Source organism: Klebsiella sp. CN_Kp097 (assembly GCF_040064495.1).
Lineage (GTDB): Bacteria > Pseudomonadota > Gammaproteobacteria > Enterobacterales > Enterobacteriaceae > Klebsiella > Klebsiella aerogenes.
Genome location: NZ_JBEAIL010000007.1, coordinates 158,100 through 174,299 on the forward strand (window position 1 = coordinate 158,100; position 16,200 = coordinate 174,299).

At 51.0% G+C, this 16,200-nt stretch carries 14 protein-coding genes and 1 pseudogene; all 15 read left to right on the top strand.

Annotated elements, in window-relative coordinates:
* The 15 genes and pseudogenes from ABLV07_RS11130 (at position 1) to ABLV07_RS11200 (ending at position 16,177) form a co-directional block, all read left to right on the top strand.
* The gene (locus ABLV07_RS11130; protein ID WP_045419374.1) at positions 1 to 552 is read left to right on the top strand and encodes a hypothetical protein; all 552 of its coding nucleotides are present in this window, start codon (positions 1 to 3) and stop codon (positions 550 to 552) included.
* Positions 549 to 941, top strand: a complete 393-nt coding sequence (locus ABLV07_RS11135) for a phage tail terminator-like protein (protein ID WP_015705691.1) — start codon at positions 549 to 551, stop codon at positions 939 to 941. Before ABLV07_RS11130 ends, ABLV07_RS11135 begins: the two co-directional genes overlap by 4 nt.
* Positions 942 to 964: 23 nt before the next feature.
* Positions 965 to 2,137 carry a phage tail tube protein gene (locus ABLV07_RS11140; RefSeq protein WP_126027262.1) on the top strand — a complete coding sequence of 391 codons (1,173 nt, stop codon included), beginning with the start codon at positions 965 to 967 and terminating at the stop codon, positions 2,135 to 2,137.
* Positions 2,138 to 2,191: 54 nt separating this feature from the next.
* Positions 2,192 to 2,674: a hypothetical protein gene (locus tag ABLV07_RS11145; RefSeq protein WP_348853404.1), complete on the top strand. Its 483-nt coding sequence runs from the start codon at positions 2,192 to 2,194 to the stop codon at positions 2,672 to 2,674.
* Positions 2,675 to 2,841: 167 nt separating this feature from the next.
* Positions 2,842 to 3,009: a hypothetical protein gene (locus ABLV07_RS11150; protein WP_227541699.1), complete on the top strand. Its 168-nt coding sequence runs from the start codon at positions 2,842 to 2,844 to the stop codon at positions 3,007 to 3,009.
* Positions 3,010 to 3,075: 66 nt separating this feature from the next.
* Positions 3,076 to 3,408, top strand: a complete 333-nt coding sequence (locus ABLV07_RS11155; RefSeq protein WP_032712205.1) for a lipoprotein — start codon at positions 3,076 to 3,078, stop codon at positions 3,406 to 3,408.
* A 120-nt stretch (positions 3,409 to 3,528) separates the two neighbouring features.
* Positions 3,529 to 6,477 (top strand): phage tail length tape measure family protein, encoded by a 2,949-nt coding sequence (locus tag ABLV07_RS11160; RefSeq protein ID WP_348853406.1) that lies wholly within the window; start codon positions 3,529 to 3,531, stop codon positions 6,475 to 6,477.
* Positions 6,477 to 6,950 (top strand): hypothetical protein, encoded by a 474-nt coding sequence (locus ABLV07_RS11165; protein WP_260841339.1) that lies wholly within the window; start codon positions 6,477 to 6,479, stop codon positions 6,948 to 6,950. Before ABLV07_RS11160 ends, ABLV07_RS11165 begins: the two co-directional genes overlap by 1 nt.
* Positions 6,937 to 7,419, top strand: a complete 483-nt coding sequence (locus tag ABLV07_RS11170) for a DUF1833 family protein (RefSeq protein ID WP_348853407.1) — start codon at positions 6,937 to 6,939, stop codon at positions 7,417 to 7,419. The genes ABLV07_RS11165 and ABLV07_RS11170 overlap by 14 nt, the downstream gene beginning before the upstream one ends.
* 9 nt (positions 7,420 to 7,428) lie before the next feature.
* Positions 7,429 to 7,809, top strand: a complete 381-nt coding sequence (locus tag ABLV07_RS11175; protein WP_126027266.1) for a nitrite transporter — start codon at positions 7,429 to 7,431, stop codon at positions 7,807 to 7,809.
* Positions 7,806 to 10,841 (top strand): host specificity factor TipJ family phage tail protein, encoded by a 3,036-nt coding sequence (locus ABLV07_RS11180; protein WP_348853408.1) that lies wholly within the window; start codon positions 7,806 to 7,808, stop codon positions 10,839 to 10,841. The genes ABLV07_RS11175 and ABLV07_RS11180 overlap by 4 nt, the downstream gene beginning before the upstream one ends.
* A 76-nt stretch (positions 10,842 to 10,917) precedes the next feature.
* Positions 10,918 to 11,304: pseudogene (locus ABLV07_RS11185) on the top strand (hypothetical protein); the annotation flags it as partial.
* 2,145 nt (positions 11,305 to 13,449) lie between these two features.
* A complete protein-coding gene (locus ABLV07_RS11190) occupies positions 13,450 to 14,034 on the top strand; it encodes an SGNH/GDSL hydrolase family protein (RefSeq protein WP_348853419.1) in 585 nt (194 codons plus the stop codon).
* 593 nt (positions 14,035 to 14,627) lie between these two features.
* A complete protein-coding gene (locus ABLV07_RS11195; RefSeq protein ID WP_125992437.1) occupies positions 14,628 to 14,912 on the top strand; it encodes a hypothetical protein in 285 nt (94 codons plus the stop codon).
* Complete coding sequence (locus tag ABLV07_RS11200; protein ID WP_348853409.1) at positions 14,912 to 16,177, top strand: Y-family DNA polymerase; 1,266 nt, start codon at positions 14,912 to 14,914, stop codon at positions 16,175 to 16,177. Before ABLV07_RS11195 ends, ABLV07_RS11200 begins: the two co-directional genes overlap by 1 nt.
* Positions 16,178 to 16,200 lie beyond the last annotated feature (23 nt).

Consider the following 16,200-nt stretch of genomic DNA (forward strand, 5'->3'; position numbering starts at 1 on the left):
ATGGCTAAGGGCTGGAACATTGACCCGGCAGCATTCGCCGGGCTGGTGGAGGACGATGTGAGGTTACGGCAGAGAACTATCGCCATTCAGCTGCTGAATGAAATCGTTCAGCGATCGCCTGTAGGTAACCCGGAACTGTGGGCCATCAACGCCACTGCGGTTCAGTACAACAAAGCGGTAGGTGAATGGAACGAATCTCTTTATGCCGATCCTGCCAACCTGACAAAGACAGGCCGTCTCAGAAAGAAAGCACGTGTTAACGATGGCATGGATATCCGGCGTCCGGCTGAGTATCGCGCAGGAACTTTCCGGGCGTCACACTTTGTCAGTATTGGAGAACCAGATCATTCAATACCATCCGAGCCTGACCCGCGCGGAACAATGACATTCCTCAACGGGAAAAATATCATCAATCAGGCGCCGGCCTACTCGGTGATTTACATTCAGTCAAACCTTCCTTACTCCGTACCGCTGGAGAATGGCCACTCTACGCAAGCGCCGACAGGCGTCTATGCCGTCTCATTTAATGGTGTGATTCAGGCCTACAAATGACCCTCACAGAAATAAGAAACGTTGTCATCAGACGAATGACGACGCAGACCGCTATTGCCCAGGATGCGGTGGATTATCCAAACGGTCCTGTATTCGATCCCAGCGGTCGAAAAATCTGGGCGCGTCTTACTGACATCCCCGGACAAGCAGGTGCTAACGAAATTGGAGCGGGCCCGACTGTCCACCGAACAGGGGTTCTCATCATCCAGCTTTTCGTCCCTGTTGGTTCAGGCACTCTGCAGCTGACTCAGGCCGCCGACAAATTAACGCAACTCTTCGAGTTTCAGGACGACGGAGCGCTGAGTTATTTCGCCGTATCCGCCATCCCGGCAGGTGAAACCGATGGCTGGTCTCAGCTCAATCTTCAAATCCCTTATCGCGCTCTGTAGCGCACAATCAACAGGAGGCTCCTGTGAGTTCAGGCGCAAAAGTAGTAACCGCGTTTATTCGCGAAACCACACCGGGAGAGACACCCTCTGCTGGTGTCTGGAACCTGTTACGCCGTTCGTCGTTCGGGCTGATGCCAACGCAGAACACCAACGATAACGATGAAATCGGCGGAGACCGTATGGCGCAGGGCGTTTCCCGTGGCACGATTGATGTCGGCGGTGATGTCGGCACCAAATTTCGCTGGAATCAGCATGATGATTTTCTGGCGAGCTGTTTCGGAGCGGATTGGCTCGATAATGTGCTGACGATGGGCAACAACCGCATTACTTTTTCAGTTTCTTCATACGCTGATGATGTAGGGATCGCACAGATTGCCCGCGGTTGCCAGGTTGCCACTTTCCAGATTGAAATCCCGAATGATGGCGACATCACTGCGACCATTACCTTCGCCGGGCTAGACTGGGAAACCAAAGCCGACGATACCAGCTATTTCACTAACCCGGTGGATGGTGCTGGCGCGCTGCGCTATTCGTTTAAGGAAGTGACAGGCCTGAGTCTGAACGGGGTGGCGGGTGGTGCTGGCTTCTGTGTGGATACGTTTAATATCCAGTTTGATAACAACATGCAGACTCAGCGTTGTATCGGTACCGGCTCAGCATTTGCTGGCGCAAACATTCCGACGACCTTTACACCGTCAGGCCAGATCACGCTGTCATGGTCCAAGGCAGCCTGGGAGATTTATAAAAAAACCTTCACCGGCGAAACGGTGCCGTTTACCTTCACGCTGGAGAACGCCGAAGGCGCTTATACCTTCAGCTTCCCTGAAGTGCAGATATCTGGCGACTGGCCGGACGCCGGGAATACTGACATCGTACAGGTTCAGCTTGATATCACGGCCGCCAATACGCCGCCAACCATTACCCGCGCGCCAAAAGTACCGGCGACGGCAATCAGTGTTGCGCCAGCCACTTCAAATGGCGCTGTCGGCTCTACGGTGACATTAACCGCCACGCTTACGCCTGCTGATTCAACAGATATCGTCCAGTGGACGTCATCTGATCCTGCGATTGCCAGCGTAGTTTCTACCGGGAAAAAAACGGCGAAAGTGACCCGCAATGCTGCCGGTAACGCCACGATCACCGGGAAGGCTCGCACCTTTACGGCAACGTCTGAAATCACTGTCACCGCACCTTAATTTCCCTGACCCGTTCCGCAGAACATCGCGGTTCGGGCTTTTTATGGAGTCTGTATGCTGATTATTTCTTCTCAACTTGATCTGAGTGGCGAGCGTTGGTTTTTCCCTTTTAAAAAGCCTGATGTCCGTAAAAAGAAATACACACCGGAAGAAGAAGCACTGTTTAAACTCCGTCTGCTGGTGGCCAGCAGCGAGAATCCACAGTACCGCTCACGCAATGCGCTGGTGCGGCGCCATATCGACAAAATGGACGCGAGCTATCAGGTCGGTACCGACGCGTTCGATCTCGCCAGCGTGGGTGAAATTGACTCAATTGATGATCTGCTCATCGATAACTGCGCGCGCTTCCTTTTGAAAGACTGGGAGGGAGTAGGTGAGCTGGTGGATGGTATTGAGAAGGCTGTAGCGTATACGCCAGAACTTGGCGTCGCGTTACTGAAGCAGAACCCCGCGTTGTATTGGCTGATTCTGGCAGAGGCTGCGAACATAGCTCAGGGTAAGGAGCAGCAGACTCAGGAAACCGTAAAAAAGCCCTAGAGGCGCAGGCGTGGCTAAAGGAGTTCGGGGGCGAAAGGGGAGATAAGGCTAAATGGCGTAGGGAGCAATTAAACCTTCCGCCGATTCCTGAGCCAGAAATTGATGCAGTAACAGGGGAGATCCTCAATGCCTATGCCATGATATCGCGCAGCAGGAAATATGCTGGCATGGCCGGAGTACCGCTCCCATTATCCCTGAATGATATTGAGCTATATTTGGCATCGCGCACGATCCTGCTTGACCGCACCGAGTTTGACGCCGCTATCCTGGCGCTCGACGATGCGTGGCGTGACGAGTGGGCAGCAGAGCAGAAAAGACAGGAAAAAGTGAAATAGTCATATCATTGTCTGCTCATATCCATGTGTTAGGATGTTTCCGATTGTAATCATAGGAAGCATAAAATGAAGAAACTAATGATGGTAATAGCTGGGATGTTTGTTATTTCTGGATGCGCTACTAAGCAGTATCCGCAAGCTCCATCCGTTACGAGCGAAGAGTCTGCTGCGTTAGATTGTGCGGCAATTAAGCAGGAGATAGCTAAAACTCACAGTATACAGAACGAAATCGAAACTACAGGTCAGTTCGATGGGCGTACCGTATTGGGAGCTTTGGGAGATTTCGGTATCGGTAATGGTATGGCCAAAAGTGAAGCGCGTAAAAAGGCGCAGGCACGTCTTCAGCAGCTTGAATCTCTTAAAACAGTTAAGTGTTCAGATAGCAAAGTCTCAGGTTAATTCTGGCTGCCATTGTCTCTGTTTCATTAATCGCAACAATTATCATATATCGACAGTAATTGTTTATTAAAAATCTAACCTCGCCCCGGCGGGGTTTTTTTATTGCCCGGAGATCGCTAAATGACAGAACAAACCTCCCGCCTTGCCATTGTTATTGATAGCTCCGGAGCAGAGAAACAGGCCGATAATCTCGCAACTGCACTGGTAAAAATGACTCAGGCTGGAGACCGTGCTGCTTCGAGCGCTGGCAAGGTGACAAAGGCTACGGACGAAGAAAAGCAGGCTCTATCTGAACTTCTCGATCGTATTGACCCGGTGAATGCTGCCCTGAATAAGTTGGACAAACAACAACAGGATTTGGCGAAGTTCAAATCGAAAGGGATGGTAGATACAGATACATTTGAGCTTTATTCAAAGCGAATTGAAGAGACTCGTAACAAATTAACCGGCTTTCGTGACGACTTGAAAAAAACTGGGCAGTCTGCTGCCCAGACAGCTTTTGCAATGCGCATGATTCCCGCTCAGATGACGGATATCGTAGTCGGACTTTCTACAGGCCAATCCCCTTTTATGGTGCTTATGCAGCAGGGTGGGCAGTTAAAAGATATGTTTGGCGGTATTGGGCCAGCTATTAAGGGAGTTGGTACCTATGTTATGGGGTTGGTTAACCCTTTTACGATTACTGCCGCAGCTGTTGGTGTTCTTGGTCTTGCTTACTATAAAGGCGCTCAAGAGCAGGACGAATTTTATAAATCCCTCGTATTAACTGGTAATCAGGTAGGGAAAACATCCGGTCAACTTGCTGATATGGCTGCTCGTGCAGGAGCTGTTGCTGATTCAACCACTGGGAAAGCCGCTTCAACGTTAAATCAGTTAGTTTCATCTGGAAAAGTCGCAGGCGATTCACTGGAGCGTGTAACAACTGCAGTCATAAAAATCAGTGACGCGACAGGAATAGCCACTGAAAAACTTGTGAGTGACTTCAACGATATTGCAGCTGATCCGGTTGCGGCCATTACTAAACTAAACGACCAATACCATTTTTTAACTCTGGCAACCTACAACCAGATTAAGGCCTTGCAGGATGAAGGGAATCAGCAAGAGGCGGCACACGTAGCGACCGATGCGTACGCCAATACCATGCAGCAGCGTGCAAATGATATTCATCAGAATCTAGGCCTTCTTGAAAGTGCCTGGTACTCGTTGGGGAAAGCAGCTAAAGGTGCATGGGATGCGATGCTCAACATTGGGCGCGAGCAGACCCTACAAGACAAGTTAAGTACCTTAAATGAAAACATTGCCGAGGCGCAGAAAGGTCAGGCGGAAGGAGGTTTTTGGAACGGGTTAAATGCTCGGTTTAGTAACCTTCCGGAGATGCTCAAACAACGGGATGCTATTCAGTCGCAAATTACAGCGGAAGATACGCTCAATGATATTTTGTCAGATCATGACAAAGCAGAACAAAAGCGCATTAAAACTCAGCAGGAAGCGGATCGGGTTAACCTTCAATACTTGAGCAATGCTGATAAGCGAAATAAAGCTATTAAGCAGCAGAGTGAGTTCTTGAAGGCTGGCGCTATCACGGCAGACCAGTACGCTAAAAATGTTTCTCGTATTAACGAGATGTATAAAGATCCAAAAGCACCAAAGATCGCGAAGACGCCTCAAGGAAAAGCCTACGCAGAGGACGCGGCAACTCGGCTTCTTGACCAGATACACCAGCAGACTGCCGCGATGCAGTCCCAGTTGGATGCCAGCGATAAACTTAATAGCGCTACGCAGGCACGGGTTAAGTTCGAACAGCAGATCGCTGACTTCAAATCTAAAACGCAACTAACCGCCGACCAGAAGTCGATTCTTTCCCGTTCTGACGAAATATTGCAGGCCTATAAGCAGCAGGAGGCTTTGCAGAGTTCAGTTAAAACGCTGGATGACTACCGGAAAATGCAGGAGCAAATTGCACCAAAGGAATTGCGCCAAAATGAGACGTTGCAAAAACGCCTCGAAATTCTTCAGAAGATGGTTGAGCTGAAGAAACTGACGCCGGAGGCTGCAGGGAAGCAGGCGAGCGACCTGATTGGTAAATCAGTGCTGCCTAATTCCGTTATATCAGGTGTGAACAAGGCCGGTGGTACGCTGACGTCTGGAGCAACCAATAGTGACCTGTCAGGACAGGGATTGAACATGATAGGGCTGCAAATAGATCCGCAGCTTGAGGTTATCGAAAAGCTGAAGCAAGCCCAGACTGATTATGCTTCCTGGCTGAATCAGCAGCAGCAGGCGATCACACAAAGTACTTTACTGAATGAGCAGCAGAAGCAGCAGCAATTGCTGGCTCTCCAACAGCAAGGACAACAGAACCAGCAAGCACTAAGCACCGCAGTTTATGCCGCACAGATGCAATCAGCGCAAAATTCTTTCTCCAGTATCACCGATTCGATGGGGGCGATGTTCGGCGAGCAATCTGTAATGTATAAAGCGGCATTTGTTACGCAAAAAGCTTTTGCGCTTGCTCAGGCGGCTGTTCAATTGCCAATGGCAATGGCGCAGGCGCTTTCAAGCCAGCCATTCCCATACAACTTAGCAGCAATGGCTACTGTTGCAGGCCTCATGGCTACAATAACGTCCAGCATCTCCAGTGCTGCCGCCGTCGGCTTTGCTTCTGGTGGATATACTGGCTCAGGCGGAAAGTATCAGCCAGCGGGTATTGTTCATAAAGGGGAGTACGTTTTCGACCAGGAGTCTACAAATCGAATCGGCGTGTCACAACTTGAGGCGTTACGGAACGGCAAGCCACTTGATGCCACATTGGGGCGTTCGGGGTTTGGGACTGGCGTTCAGAACGTTAGCAACAGCCAGCAAACGACCATCATCCGCCCCACAGTCACGGTTCCTCCAATAACCATCAATGGAAATCCTTCTGACGCGACTGTGCTGCTTGTACAGCAGGCTACTCGTGAAGGAGCAAAACAAGGTTACCAGCAGGTTGCTAACGATCTGGCAAAAGGGGTTGGCCAAGTGCACAAGGCATTAACTGGGGGGTATAACACTGGACGGAGAACAGGGTAATGGCTGAAATATTTTATCCGCATGACTATCTCCCTATGCCTTTACAAGAAGGCTATGGATTCCAGCCAGTCAGCCCTTTGAAACGAACTCAGCTCACCACAGGCCGGGCGAGACAACGCAGGGCGTATACCTCGACTCCCACGGAAGCGACTGTATTCTGGTTTATGGAGAGCGATGTTCAGGGGCTGACGTTTGAATCGTGGTACCGCGATGCGCTCTCTGATGGTGCGGCCTGGTTCATGATGAAGTTGCAAACCCCCGCAGGCATAAAATTCTACAAATGTCGTTTTACGGATATCTACCAGGGGCCAGTGCTGGTGGCTCCCATCTACTGGCGGTATTCGGCGACGCTGGAGTTATGGGAGCGTCCACTATTGCCTCCGCCGTGGGGTAACTACCCCGAGTGGATAGCAGGTAGTTCACTGCTTGATATCGCATTAAACAGGGAGTGGCCAAAGCATGACGGTGCTTAACCGGCTTTATGCCAGTAGCGGATCGGAAGTCATCATTGAAACGTTGCAAATCAATATCGGTTCGACGGTGCATTATTTCTGCAAGGGCTACGACGATATTACAGCGACGACCGAAAATGGCGCTGTTATAACCTTTTCAGCCGCAGCTATCGATATCGCCATCCCAGCCAGAAACAGCGACGGTACGCAGGATTTGCAGTTCGCTATCAGCAACATAAACGGAGAGGTGAGTACGGCTATTCGTGATGCGCTGGCCAGCCTGACAAACGCCTCTCTGACTTACAGGCAATATGTCTCTACAGATTTGAATGCACCGGCTTCTGTGCCGTATACGCTCGCTATCAAGTCGGGATCCTGGACAGCGCTGCAGGCACAAATCACAGCAGGCTATATGAACGTTCTCGATACCGCCTGGCCGAGATTCCATTACACCCTTAATGAGTATCCCGGCCTCCGTTACATGAGTTGAGGTTTCCCCATGTTTGAACCTGATAAATACCTTTCGGTCACCTGGCTGAAGGGCGGCAGAGTGTATCCGCAACTCGACTGCTTTGGCATCGTAAATGAGATACGACGCGACCTTGGATTACCCGAATGGCCAGACTTTGCAGGTGTGACCAAAGACGGCGGCGGCCTTGATAAAGAAGCCAGAAAGCTGATGTTGAAGCTTGAGCGTTGTGAACCATGCGTCGGCGCTGGCGTGGCGTGTTATTCGGGAACAATGGTCACCCATGTGGGGATTGTTGTTGAGCTGAACGGGTTGCTGCAGGTAGCGGAATGTAACCCCGGCTCGAACGTTTCTTTTATGCCGGCCTGGAAATTTAAACGGCGATTTATCAAGGTGGAATTCTGGCGATGACGATCAGTATTTATCCCTCCCGGTTACCTGGCGGACCACTGGAAACCCATCAGCACGCACGGACGACTCTGCATGAGTGGATGCAGAGGAATGTCGAAAATTATGATCCCGGAATGCCGCAGCCAATAAGCGTTGAAATTGATGGCGTGCCCGTCGAATCAAAGGAATGGCCGCGGTGCGAACTGGTACCAGATACTGACGTAAAGATTTACCCCGTTCCTTACGCAGCAGGCTTTGCTATAGCGGCTCTAGTCGTAGCGGTAGCAGCTGCGGCATATTCTATCTACATGATGAATAACCTCGACTCAGGAGGATATGGTTCATCAACAGGGAAATCCTTGGATTTAAATCCGGCAAAATCTAATACGGCCAAATTGGGCGATCCTATTCGGGAATTGTTCGGGCGTGCTCGGGTTTATCCGGATTATGTTGTTCAGCCGGTCAGTCGTTTTAACCCTGATGACCCAACCAGAATGACAGTTGAGATGTTGATCTGCGTGAGTCGTGGAAATGTGGCATTTGCTAACGGCGATATTAGGATTGGTTCGACGCCTATTTCCGCCCTGGGTGATTCATTCTCCTGGACGTTGTATCCGCCGGGAGCGGATGTTTCCGGCGATCGCCGCAGTGAAAACTGGTTCAACTCTACCGAGGTGGGCGGAACGTCCAGCGGCAGCGGCCTGGATATGGCGCAGACGGCACCTGATTCATCCGATATTACCGCCGACAGCATGACCGTTTCGGGATCGTCGGTTTCGTTCACCGGGCTGAGCGATGATGATGGCGATGATTCTCTGCCTGAGTCTTGGGTGGAGGGTGCGCTGGTGACTATCATCGCGCCGACCAACTACCTGATCTCGTCGTCATCGGGTTACAGCGTCCTGTTCAGTGACACGCTGACTGAGATTAACCCCTATGCCGGCATGCCCGTTACGCTGGAAATTAACGGGGCAGAATATGATCTCTTCATCGCTACGTTCACGCCAAAGCAGGATGCTGTTCCGGGAGTGGGGGGATCGGCAGCTTCATTGCGCGGCAGCGCAGCCCCAACAACCTATGATTTTTCGAGCATCAGCCAGACATTTACCCTGACCTGGCAGGCAACCACCTATACCGTTTCGCTGATCGCTAACTACGGCAATATGTCTGGCCTGCTGTCTGCAATCAATGAAGCGATCGCCGGGTCGAACCTGGTCGCTCAGGATGATGGCGGGGTCGTTCGCATCGTTGAGAAGTCCAGTCCGTGGCTGGGTGGAAGTATTACCGCCTCATCACTTCCGGTTTCCGTATTTGGGGACAGCCCGGTATTCACCGATGGGACCGCATCCAGCGGCGGCAGTCCGGCAATAACCGCCAATGTCACCCTTGCTTATGGCAGTGGAAGCGGCGCGGCATTTTCCGGCATTCCTGAAGGGGTGCAGCGACTGTCACTTGCGCATCGGGGTAATGAATACCGCATTGCATCCGCAGATGGCACGACAGCGACAGTACAGCGAATGGTTAACGGAACCGTTGATAATACCTGGCCAGGTTACTCACCCAGGACAATGATTGATTACCAGGCGACCGGGATTAACGACAACAATAGCTGGATGGGACCGTTTCTCGCTTGTCCGGATAATGAAGTCGTAAATGCTTTTGAAGTTAACTTCTCTTTTCCCAGCGGTATTTGCGGTTTCGGGAAATCCGGAGGCAAGAATTACCGTAACGTTGATTATGAAATTCAGTACCGCGTATATGGTTCTGGTTCGGGCTGGGTGAGCAAAACCGGACGGTACCGGATGAAAAACATTAATGCTCTTGGGTTTACGGAAAGAGTGGAGCTCAGTTCGCCTGGACTGGTTGAGGTTCGTTGCCGACGGCGTAATGAACAGGGAAGTAAAAACTCCAGGGACTCTATGTACTGGCAGGCGCTGCGCGGTAGGTTACTGACCCGCCCTGCATCATATGCCGGTGTATCGTTAATGGCCGTGACGGTGGAATCTGGCGGCAAACTGGCGGCGCAGTCAGATCGGCGCGTAAACGTTGTGGCCACGCGTATTTATGATACCGGCGCTCCGCGGCGAATCTCCAGCGCACTGTATCATGTCGGTAATTCTCTTGGCCTGGCGATGGACACCGAAGCCATTAACACCCTCGAGGCAACCTACTGGACCCCGCGGGGAGAGTATTTTGATTTCGCTACTGGCGACAGTATCTCGGCACTGGAAATGCTGCAGAAGATCACCACGGCGGGGAAATCGTACTTCCTGCTGAGCGACGGGCTCGCATCTGTAGGCAGGGAAGGGATTAAAAACTGGTCCGGCATTATCAGCCCGCATGAAATGACCGAAGAGTTACAGACCACCTTCTCGGCACCGTCCGCCGATGATTACGATGGTGTGGATGTCACTTATATCAATGGCACGACGTGGTCAGAAGAAACGGTGCAATGCCGGACTCCGGATAACCCCACACCGAGGAAAATTGAGAGTTATACCCTCGATGGGGTGCTTGACCCGAACCGCGCCTATCAAATCGGCATGCGCCGCCTGATGAAATACCTCTATCAACGGCTGGGCCATAACACGACAACAGAACTGGATGCGCTGGTCTATCAGTATGGCGATCGCATTCTGCTGACGGATGACATTCCGGGAAATAAAACGGTAAGTAGCCTGGTTATGGATATGGCCACATCTGGCGGTCAAACGGTATTTACTGTCTCCGAGCCGCTGGACTGGTCCTTTGAAAACCCGCGTGCAATTCTGCGTTACCAGGATGGTTCTGCCTCCGGGCTGCTGGTGGCCACCTTTGTCGGGGATTATCAGTTGTCCGTTCCGTGGCAGGCTGCTTTTGATGAAATTCTGCTGGACTATCCGAGCATTGAGCCACCACGGCTGGTGTTCTGCAGCTCAACGCGCAGTGTTTATGACGCCATTTTTGAGGAGATAGCCCCACAGGCAGACGGAACCTGCCAGGTGACGACCAGACAGTACAGCGACATTTTCTACCAGTACGACGACGCGCCATACCCCGGCAGCGTTTCTTAAAACCACAAATTCCCCCGATTAACTTTCTTTCGCTCAAACCCTCGTTTGGGTGAATCCTCTTTTTGGAGCAAAAAACATGGCCTTTAATCCGCCGCTGGGGAGTAATTCTCCCGTAGTGTTGCTCGATAACGCCACGCGCCTGGATAAGCTGGTCAACGGACCCGCTGCCGATGTTCCCGACCGTGCCGGAGATCCGCTTTATTCGTGGCGGGGTATCCATCAGAACCTTATTCCGCTGAGCAAGCAATATATGACGCTGGCTGATGCCCAGGCGGATATTGCCAACATCCCTGCCGGGAGCGCCGTCTATGTTCGCAGCGTGGATGGCTCTGCGCTGGCGGACGAGTATATTAATAATGGCGGCACGCTGACCCCTACAGGGCGTCAAATGCCATCGCAACGAACTGTTGAAGCCATCATTCCGGAACTGATAGACCCGGGCGTGAATCTTTTCAACCAAAATACGGTTACCCCTGGATATTATTTGTTCGAAGGTACTGGCGTACCGACGGCAAACCCGGATTATTGTTATTCAGAACGGATCCGCATTGTTGGTGATGCCCCGTATACCACCCGAATCAACACCAGAGTTGCGACATTTTTTGATACTGATGGCATGTACCTATCCGATGCCATAAATGTGACATCTTTTACAGCGCCAGCCAGTGCAGCGTTTGTTGTTGTCTCTGTACTAATCAGTAATCTGGCTGTATTTCAGTTAAACTTTGGCGTCGGCCAGATGCCGTACACGAATTACGAGTCCATCATCAGCCCTGTCATTAATGGTGCTACCACAAATGGATATGTCGCGCTGGGTTTTGCGCATGGGAAAAACTTCTTTAACCCCTCGCTGGTATTTGACGGTAGGCATTTATCATCGACCGGAACGATAACCAATAACAGCGACACGTCAATGTCGGTGTCAGGCTATATGAAGATTGACGCAACCAAAAGCTACTGCTCTAACCAGCAGTGGCGGGCGGCAGCGTATTACGATGCTAAAGGCCGGTTTATCAGTGTGCAGGCAGTTGATGGTTATGGCGCCAAGCCCATAAACGCGCTTGTTATTCCATCCGGAGCAGCATTTATGCGCATTGAAGTTCCTACTCTGGTTGTTCCAGCGACAATGATTGAAGAAAACAGCCTGGCTACTGAGTTCGAGCCGTTCCGGCAGGTTGCACCTGATGCATTTGACGGTGTACAGGTCACGTTCGCTGAGGAGTCGGGGGAGACAATATTGTTTGGCCCCGGCGTAAACTTGTTTAACAAGAACGCTGCCAGTTTTGGTTACATCAATGAATGGGGATCTGTCTATCCAGTACAGGGGGCGTCAGGGGCTGGCTATGTCTATTCTGACTATATCGGGGTCATACCTGCCACGAAATATAAAGCCAGTGCTCAGTTACGGTTTGTGGCGTTTTACAATGCTGACAAGCAGTACATCTCCACGCTTTCACAGGTTACCGAGTTTACCCCGCCTGCAAATTCTGCCTATGCACGCATCACGCTGGCACAGAATGTAATGGAAACCATGTTTCTGTCAGAAGGTGATTATCTCGCGCCGCGAGCTGATTACCAGCACCTGATGGAGCCGGTAGCTTCAGATGGTTCAGCACTCAGAGTCCCGGGGGAAATGGTGCTTGCTGATAATCTGGACATAGATTTTGTTCAGCATGGGCTTCTGGTTTCGGGGAAGAATCGATATAACAAAAACACCAGAAAATCTGGCTATATTGATGAGCAGGGGGTAATTCATGAACCTGATTCCCGGTACTACTACTCGGATTTTATCCCGGTGATGCCGGGGGCAAAATACGCCTTTAACTCTGATTCCCGATTCGTCGCTTTCTATGCCCGGAATAAAGGGTTCATCAGCTCTCTGTCTGATACGGGCCAGCATATCCGGGTGATTACCACTCCTGCCGATTGCTATTTTGTGCGGATCACCACGTCCGTTGCTATCAGTGATACGTTCCAGATGGAAGCGGGCGAGGTGTCTACGACGTATGAACCCTTTGCCTACTCCTTGCTGTCAACGATGCCAGACGGTACGCCGGTTACTGGCGGCGGTGCGGCACCGGAGGATACCACCGTTCCTGATTCATACGGACTTGAGCGGTTACGTGAAACCCATATGCGGCTGAACAAACTGACCTATGGTGGAAATGTACAGTTCTCCTGGGCGATGATTGGTGACAGCTACACTCGGGGACAGGTACGTTATGCGCTGAAGTGTGCGCAGAAGTTATGGCATCTCTATAACGGTACTGCGGCCACGGTCACCGTTCCACCCATTGGCTTCGGGTATCGCTCGTTCGGTTATGACCAGTTCGGCGACAATACCGATATTATCGGTACGGAAATCACGCAAACGGGTTTCGCCTGCCAGTACAATACAGGGTTTGGGCTGGATATCTCTTCAGTCTCCAGTGCAACGGTTGGGGCGACAATAAGCTGGACGGATGATTTCAGCCTGGGCTTTACGTATACGTTGTATGCGGGCGGCGGGAGCGGCGTTATCAGCTACAACGCACCGGGGATGTCAGCACCCGTGGAGATTGACCTTTCCACTTACCCCGTTGCAGTACAGATGATCCCAATGTCGGCAATGCCAACTGCGGGGAGTGGTACGGTAACGATAACGGTAATTTCAGGCAGTGTTGTGCTGTATGGCGTACGCATCCAGAAGGAGACACAGCCGGGTGTCATCGTGCATAAATTGGGCGGAAGTGGTTCTCATACTAACAACTGGGTGAATGCCGATGCAACCCGCTGGGAAACTGCCTTTACAACCCTGAAAGCGAATCTGGCCTCCATCATGTTAGGAACCAATGACCAGGGCATCAAACTTGCTCCGGAGACGTTTAAATCAAACCTCCTGACGATGATTAACCGCATCCGTACAGCGTATCCGACCACGGACATTATGCTGATTTGTCCGGCAGAGAATAACCGTCCGGGCGGAAATGCCATTCCTATGTCCAGTTATGCCAGGAAGATGTACGAACTGGCGCTTGAGCAGGATGTGGCGTTCCTGAATCTGCAAAGTTCGTTTGGGGTAAACCCGGCAGATTATGCCTATGGCTCCGCACGTCCGTGGATGGTGGCAGATGGATTACATCCTGACCCGGATACTGGAGGATATGCGATTGCTGCCGCATTAATGCGGGCGCTGTCACTCCCCATGGCTTAGGATAAATATGGCAAGGATGCCAATTATTCTTACCGTTAACCATAATTGATGAAAATGTCCCTTCGCATACCATTCAGACTCATGAATAACATGCGTTAGATCAATTCCTCGCAAGTGTCTATAAAGTATATTTTTTTACACTTATTGCATTCTTGTTACGGAATTGCCGAAAAAAGATGTTGTACAACTACGCTTGTTACGCCAAGACACATAAAAAACTACACGCTGCTTTAATCCTACTCATAATCGTAATTCTGGTTGCTCATGTATTAATACTACTGGAAACGGAGAATCCCTTGCTTTTAATTGGGCTGGCTATATACGTTCCTGTTTATTTGATCTGGGCAAGAGTATCGACGATATCTGACCGACTACCAGACTGATGCCATTTAGTTTTACTAACGATTCATTGTAGAAAGGGCCCCAGAAAGTTCTTTTGATGACTTTCTGGGGCCCTGATGCTTCCAGGCTGAAGCAGCCCTTACTCTGTTCAAAAATTCTTCATGCAAGCATGACAAACCTCCCGCGTCTTGATCAATTCCAATTTAGATAATACTGTATATATGAACAGTATTTTTGTGGCGGGAGGGGGCATGCATCAACTAATCTACGAAGCAACTGGCATAAGCCAGCATGCAATGTTTGTCGATACTCAGCGCGGAGTTGCCGTGGTTGAGCGTTCATCAGTCCCATTATCGGCAGCGGTTTTACTTATCTCATATTGCGGGGTACAGCAATTTGCGCGTTCCATGGGTGGATCGCTCATTACGGAAGACGGCGAAGCTATTGAAGGTGATGCGCTCACTGAGGTAGAGCTGATAGGCGTGGTTACCCACATCATCAGCAAAGCTGGCTTTGATGATTGCCCGGTGATGTGATGTTTGCTCTGGTTGATGTGAACAGCTTCTATGCAAGCTGCGAAACCATTTTTCGTCCTGACCTACGAGGCAAACCGGTTGTCGTATTGTCCAATAACGATGGGTGCGTGATAGCGCGTTCTGCCGAGGCCAAGAAACTTGGCATCAAGATGGGGGATCCGTACTTCAAATGCAAAGAGCAGTTCCGCCGGCATGGAGTGGTTTGCTTCAGTTCGAACTATGAACTTTACGCGGACATGAGTAACCGGGTCATGACGACACTTGAGGAAATGTGCCCCCGGGTCGAAATCTACAGCATCGACGAGGCCTTTTGCGATCTCACTGGTGTGCGTAATTGCCGTGTGCTGGAAGAGTTCGGGCATGAGTTGAAAGATACCGTATACCGCAATACCAGGCTTCCGGTTGGGGTGGGGATCGCACAGACAAAGACGCTGGCAAAACTCGCCAATCATGCGGCTAAAACATGGAAAGCTACTGGCGGGGTAGTTGACCTGTCGAATGTGGAAAGGCAGCGCAAACTGATGGCTTTACTTCCGGTGGATGAAGTGTGGGGTGTTGGCCGCCGCATCAGCAAAAAGCTTGAGTCTATGGGGATAAAAACTGTCCTGCAGTTGGCTGATACGGATGTCCGCTTCATCCGTAAACACTTCAACGTTGTGCTTGAGAGAACCGTAAGAGAGCTGCGCGGCGAGCCATGTCTTGAACTGGAAGAGTTTGCGCCAATGAAACAGGAAATTGTCTGCAGCCGGTCGTTCGGGGAGCGCATTACCACCTATGAACAAATGCGCCAGGCTATCTGTTCATATGCGGCCAGAGGCGCAGAGAAACTTCGTGGGGAGCATCAATACTGCCGTCACATATCGGCGTTCGTGAAGACATCTCCCTTTGCGCTGAATGAAAAATACTACGGTAACAGCGGATCCATTAAGTTGCTGACGCCAACGCAGGATAGCCGGGATATCATCAATGCCGCGGTAAAGTGTCTTGATGCGATATGGGTAGACGGACACCGGTATCAGAAAGCGGGGATCATGCTCGGTGATTTCTATAGCCAGGGTGTCGCGCAGCTGAACCTGTTTGATGACAATGCGCCACGGCAGAACAGCGAGAAACTGATGGAAGTTCTCGACCATCTCAACGCAAAGGACGGAAGGGGAACTCTGTATTTTGCTGGACAGGGAATCCAGACCACCTGGCAGATGAAAAGGGAAATGCTATCCCCGCGCTATACTACGAGGTTTTGTGACCTGCTCAAAGTTAGATGATTCGGCTATTGACGGTAGTGGTC

Coding starts and splice junctions, on each gene's coding strand:
- ABLV07_RS11130 (WP_045419374.1), top strand. CDS start 1: ATGGCTAAGGGCTGGAACATTGACCCGGCAGCATTCGCCGGGCTGGTG.
- ABLV07_RS11135 (WP_015705691.1), top strand. CDS start 549: ATGACCCTCACAGAAATAAGAAACGTTGTCATCAGACGAATGACGACG.
- ABLV07_RS11145 (WP_348853404.1), top strand. CDS start 2,192: ATGCTGATTATTTCTTCTCAACTTGATCTGAGTGGCGAGCGTTGGTTT.
- ABLV07_RS11150 (WP_227541699.1), top strand. CDS start 2,842: ATGGCCGGAGTACCGCTCCCATTATCCCTGAATGATATTGAGCTATAT.
- ABLV07_RS11155 (WP_032712205.1), top strand. CDS start 3,076: ATGAAGAAACTAATGATGGTAATAGCTGGGATGTTTGTTATTTCTGGA.
- ABLV07_RS11160 (WP_348853406.1), top strand. CDS start 3,529: ATGACAGAACAAACCTCCCGCCTTGCCATTGTTATTGATAGCTCCGGA.
- ABLV07_RS11165 (WP_260841339.1), top strand. CDS start 6,477: ATGGCTGAAATATTTTATCCGCATGACTATCTCCCTATGCCTTTACAA.
- ABLV07_RS11170 (WP_348853407.1), top strand. CDS start 6,937: ATGACGGTGCTTAACCGGCTTTATGCCAGTAGCGGATCGGAAGTCATC.
- ABLV07_RS11175 (WP_126027266.1), top strand. CDS start 7,429: ATGTTTGAACCTGATAAATACCTTTCGGTCACCTGGCTGAAGGGCGGC.
- ABLV07_RS11180 (WP_348853408.1), top strand. CDS start 7,806: ATGACGATCAGTATTTATCCCTCCCGGTTACCTGGCGGACCACTGGAA.
- ABLV07_RS11190 (WP_348853419.1), top strand. CDS start 13,450: ATGCCAACTGCGGGGAGTGGTACGGTAACGATAACGGTAATTTCAGGC.
- ABLV07_RS11195 (WP_125992437.1), top strand. CDS start 14,628: ATGCATCAACTAATCTACGAAGCAACTGGCATAAGCCAGCATGCAATG.
- ABLV07_RS11200 (WP_348853409.1), top strand. CDS start 14,912: ATGTTTGCTCTGGTTGATGTGAACAGCTTCTATGCAAGCTGCGAAACC.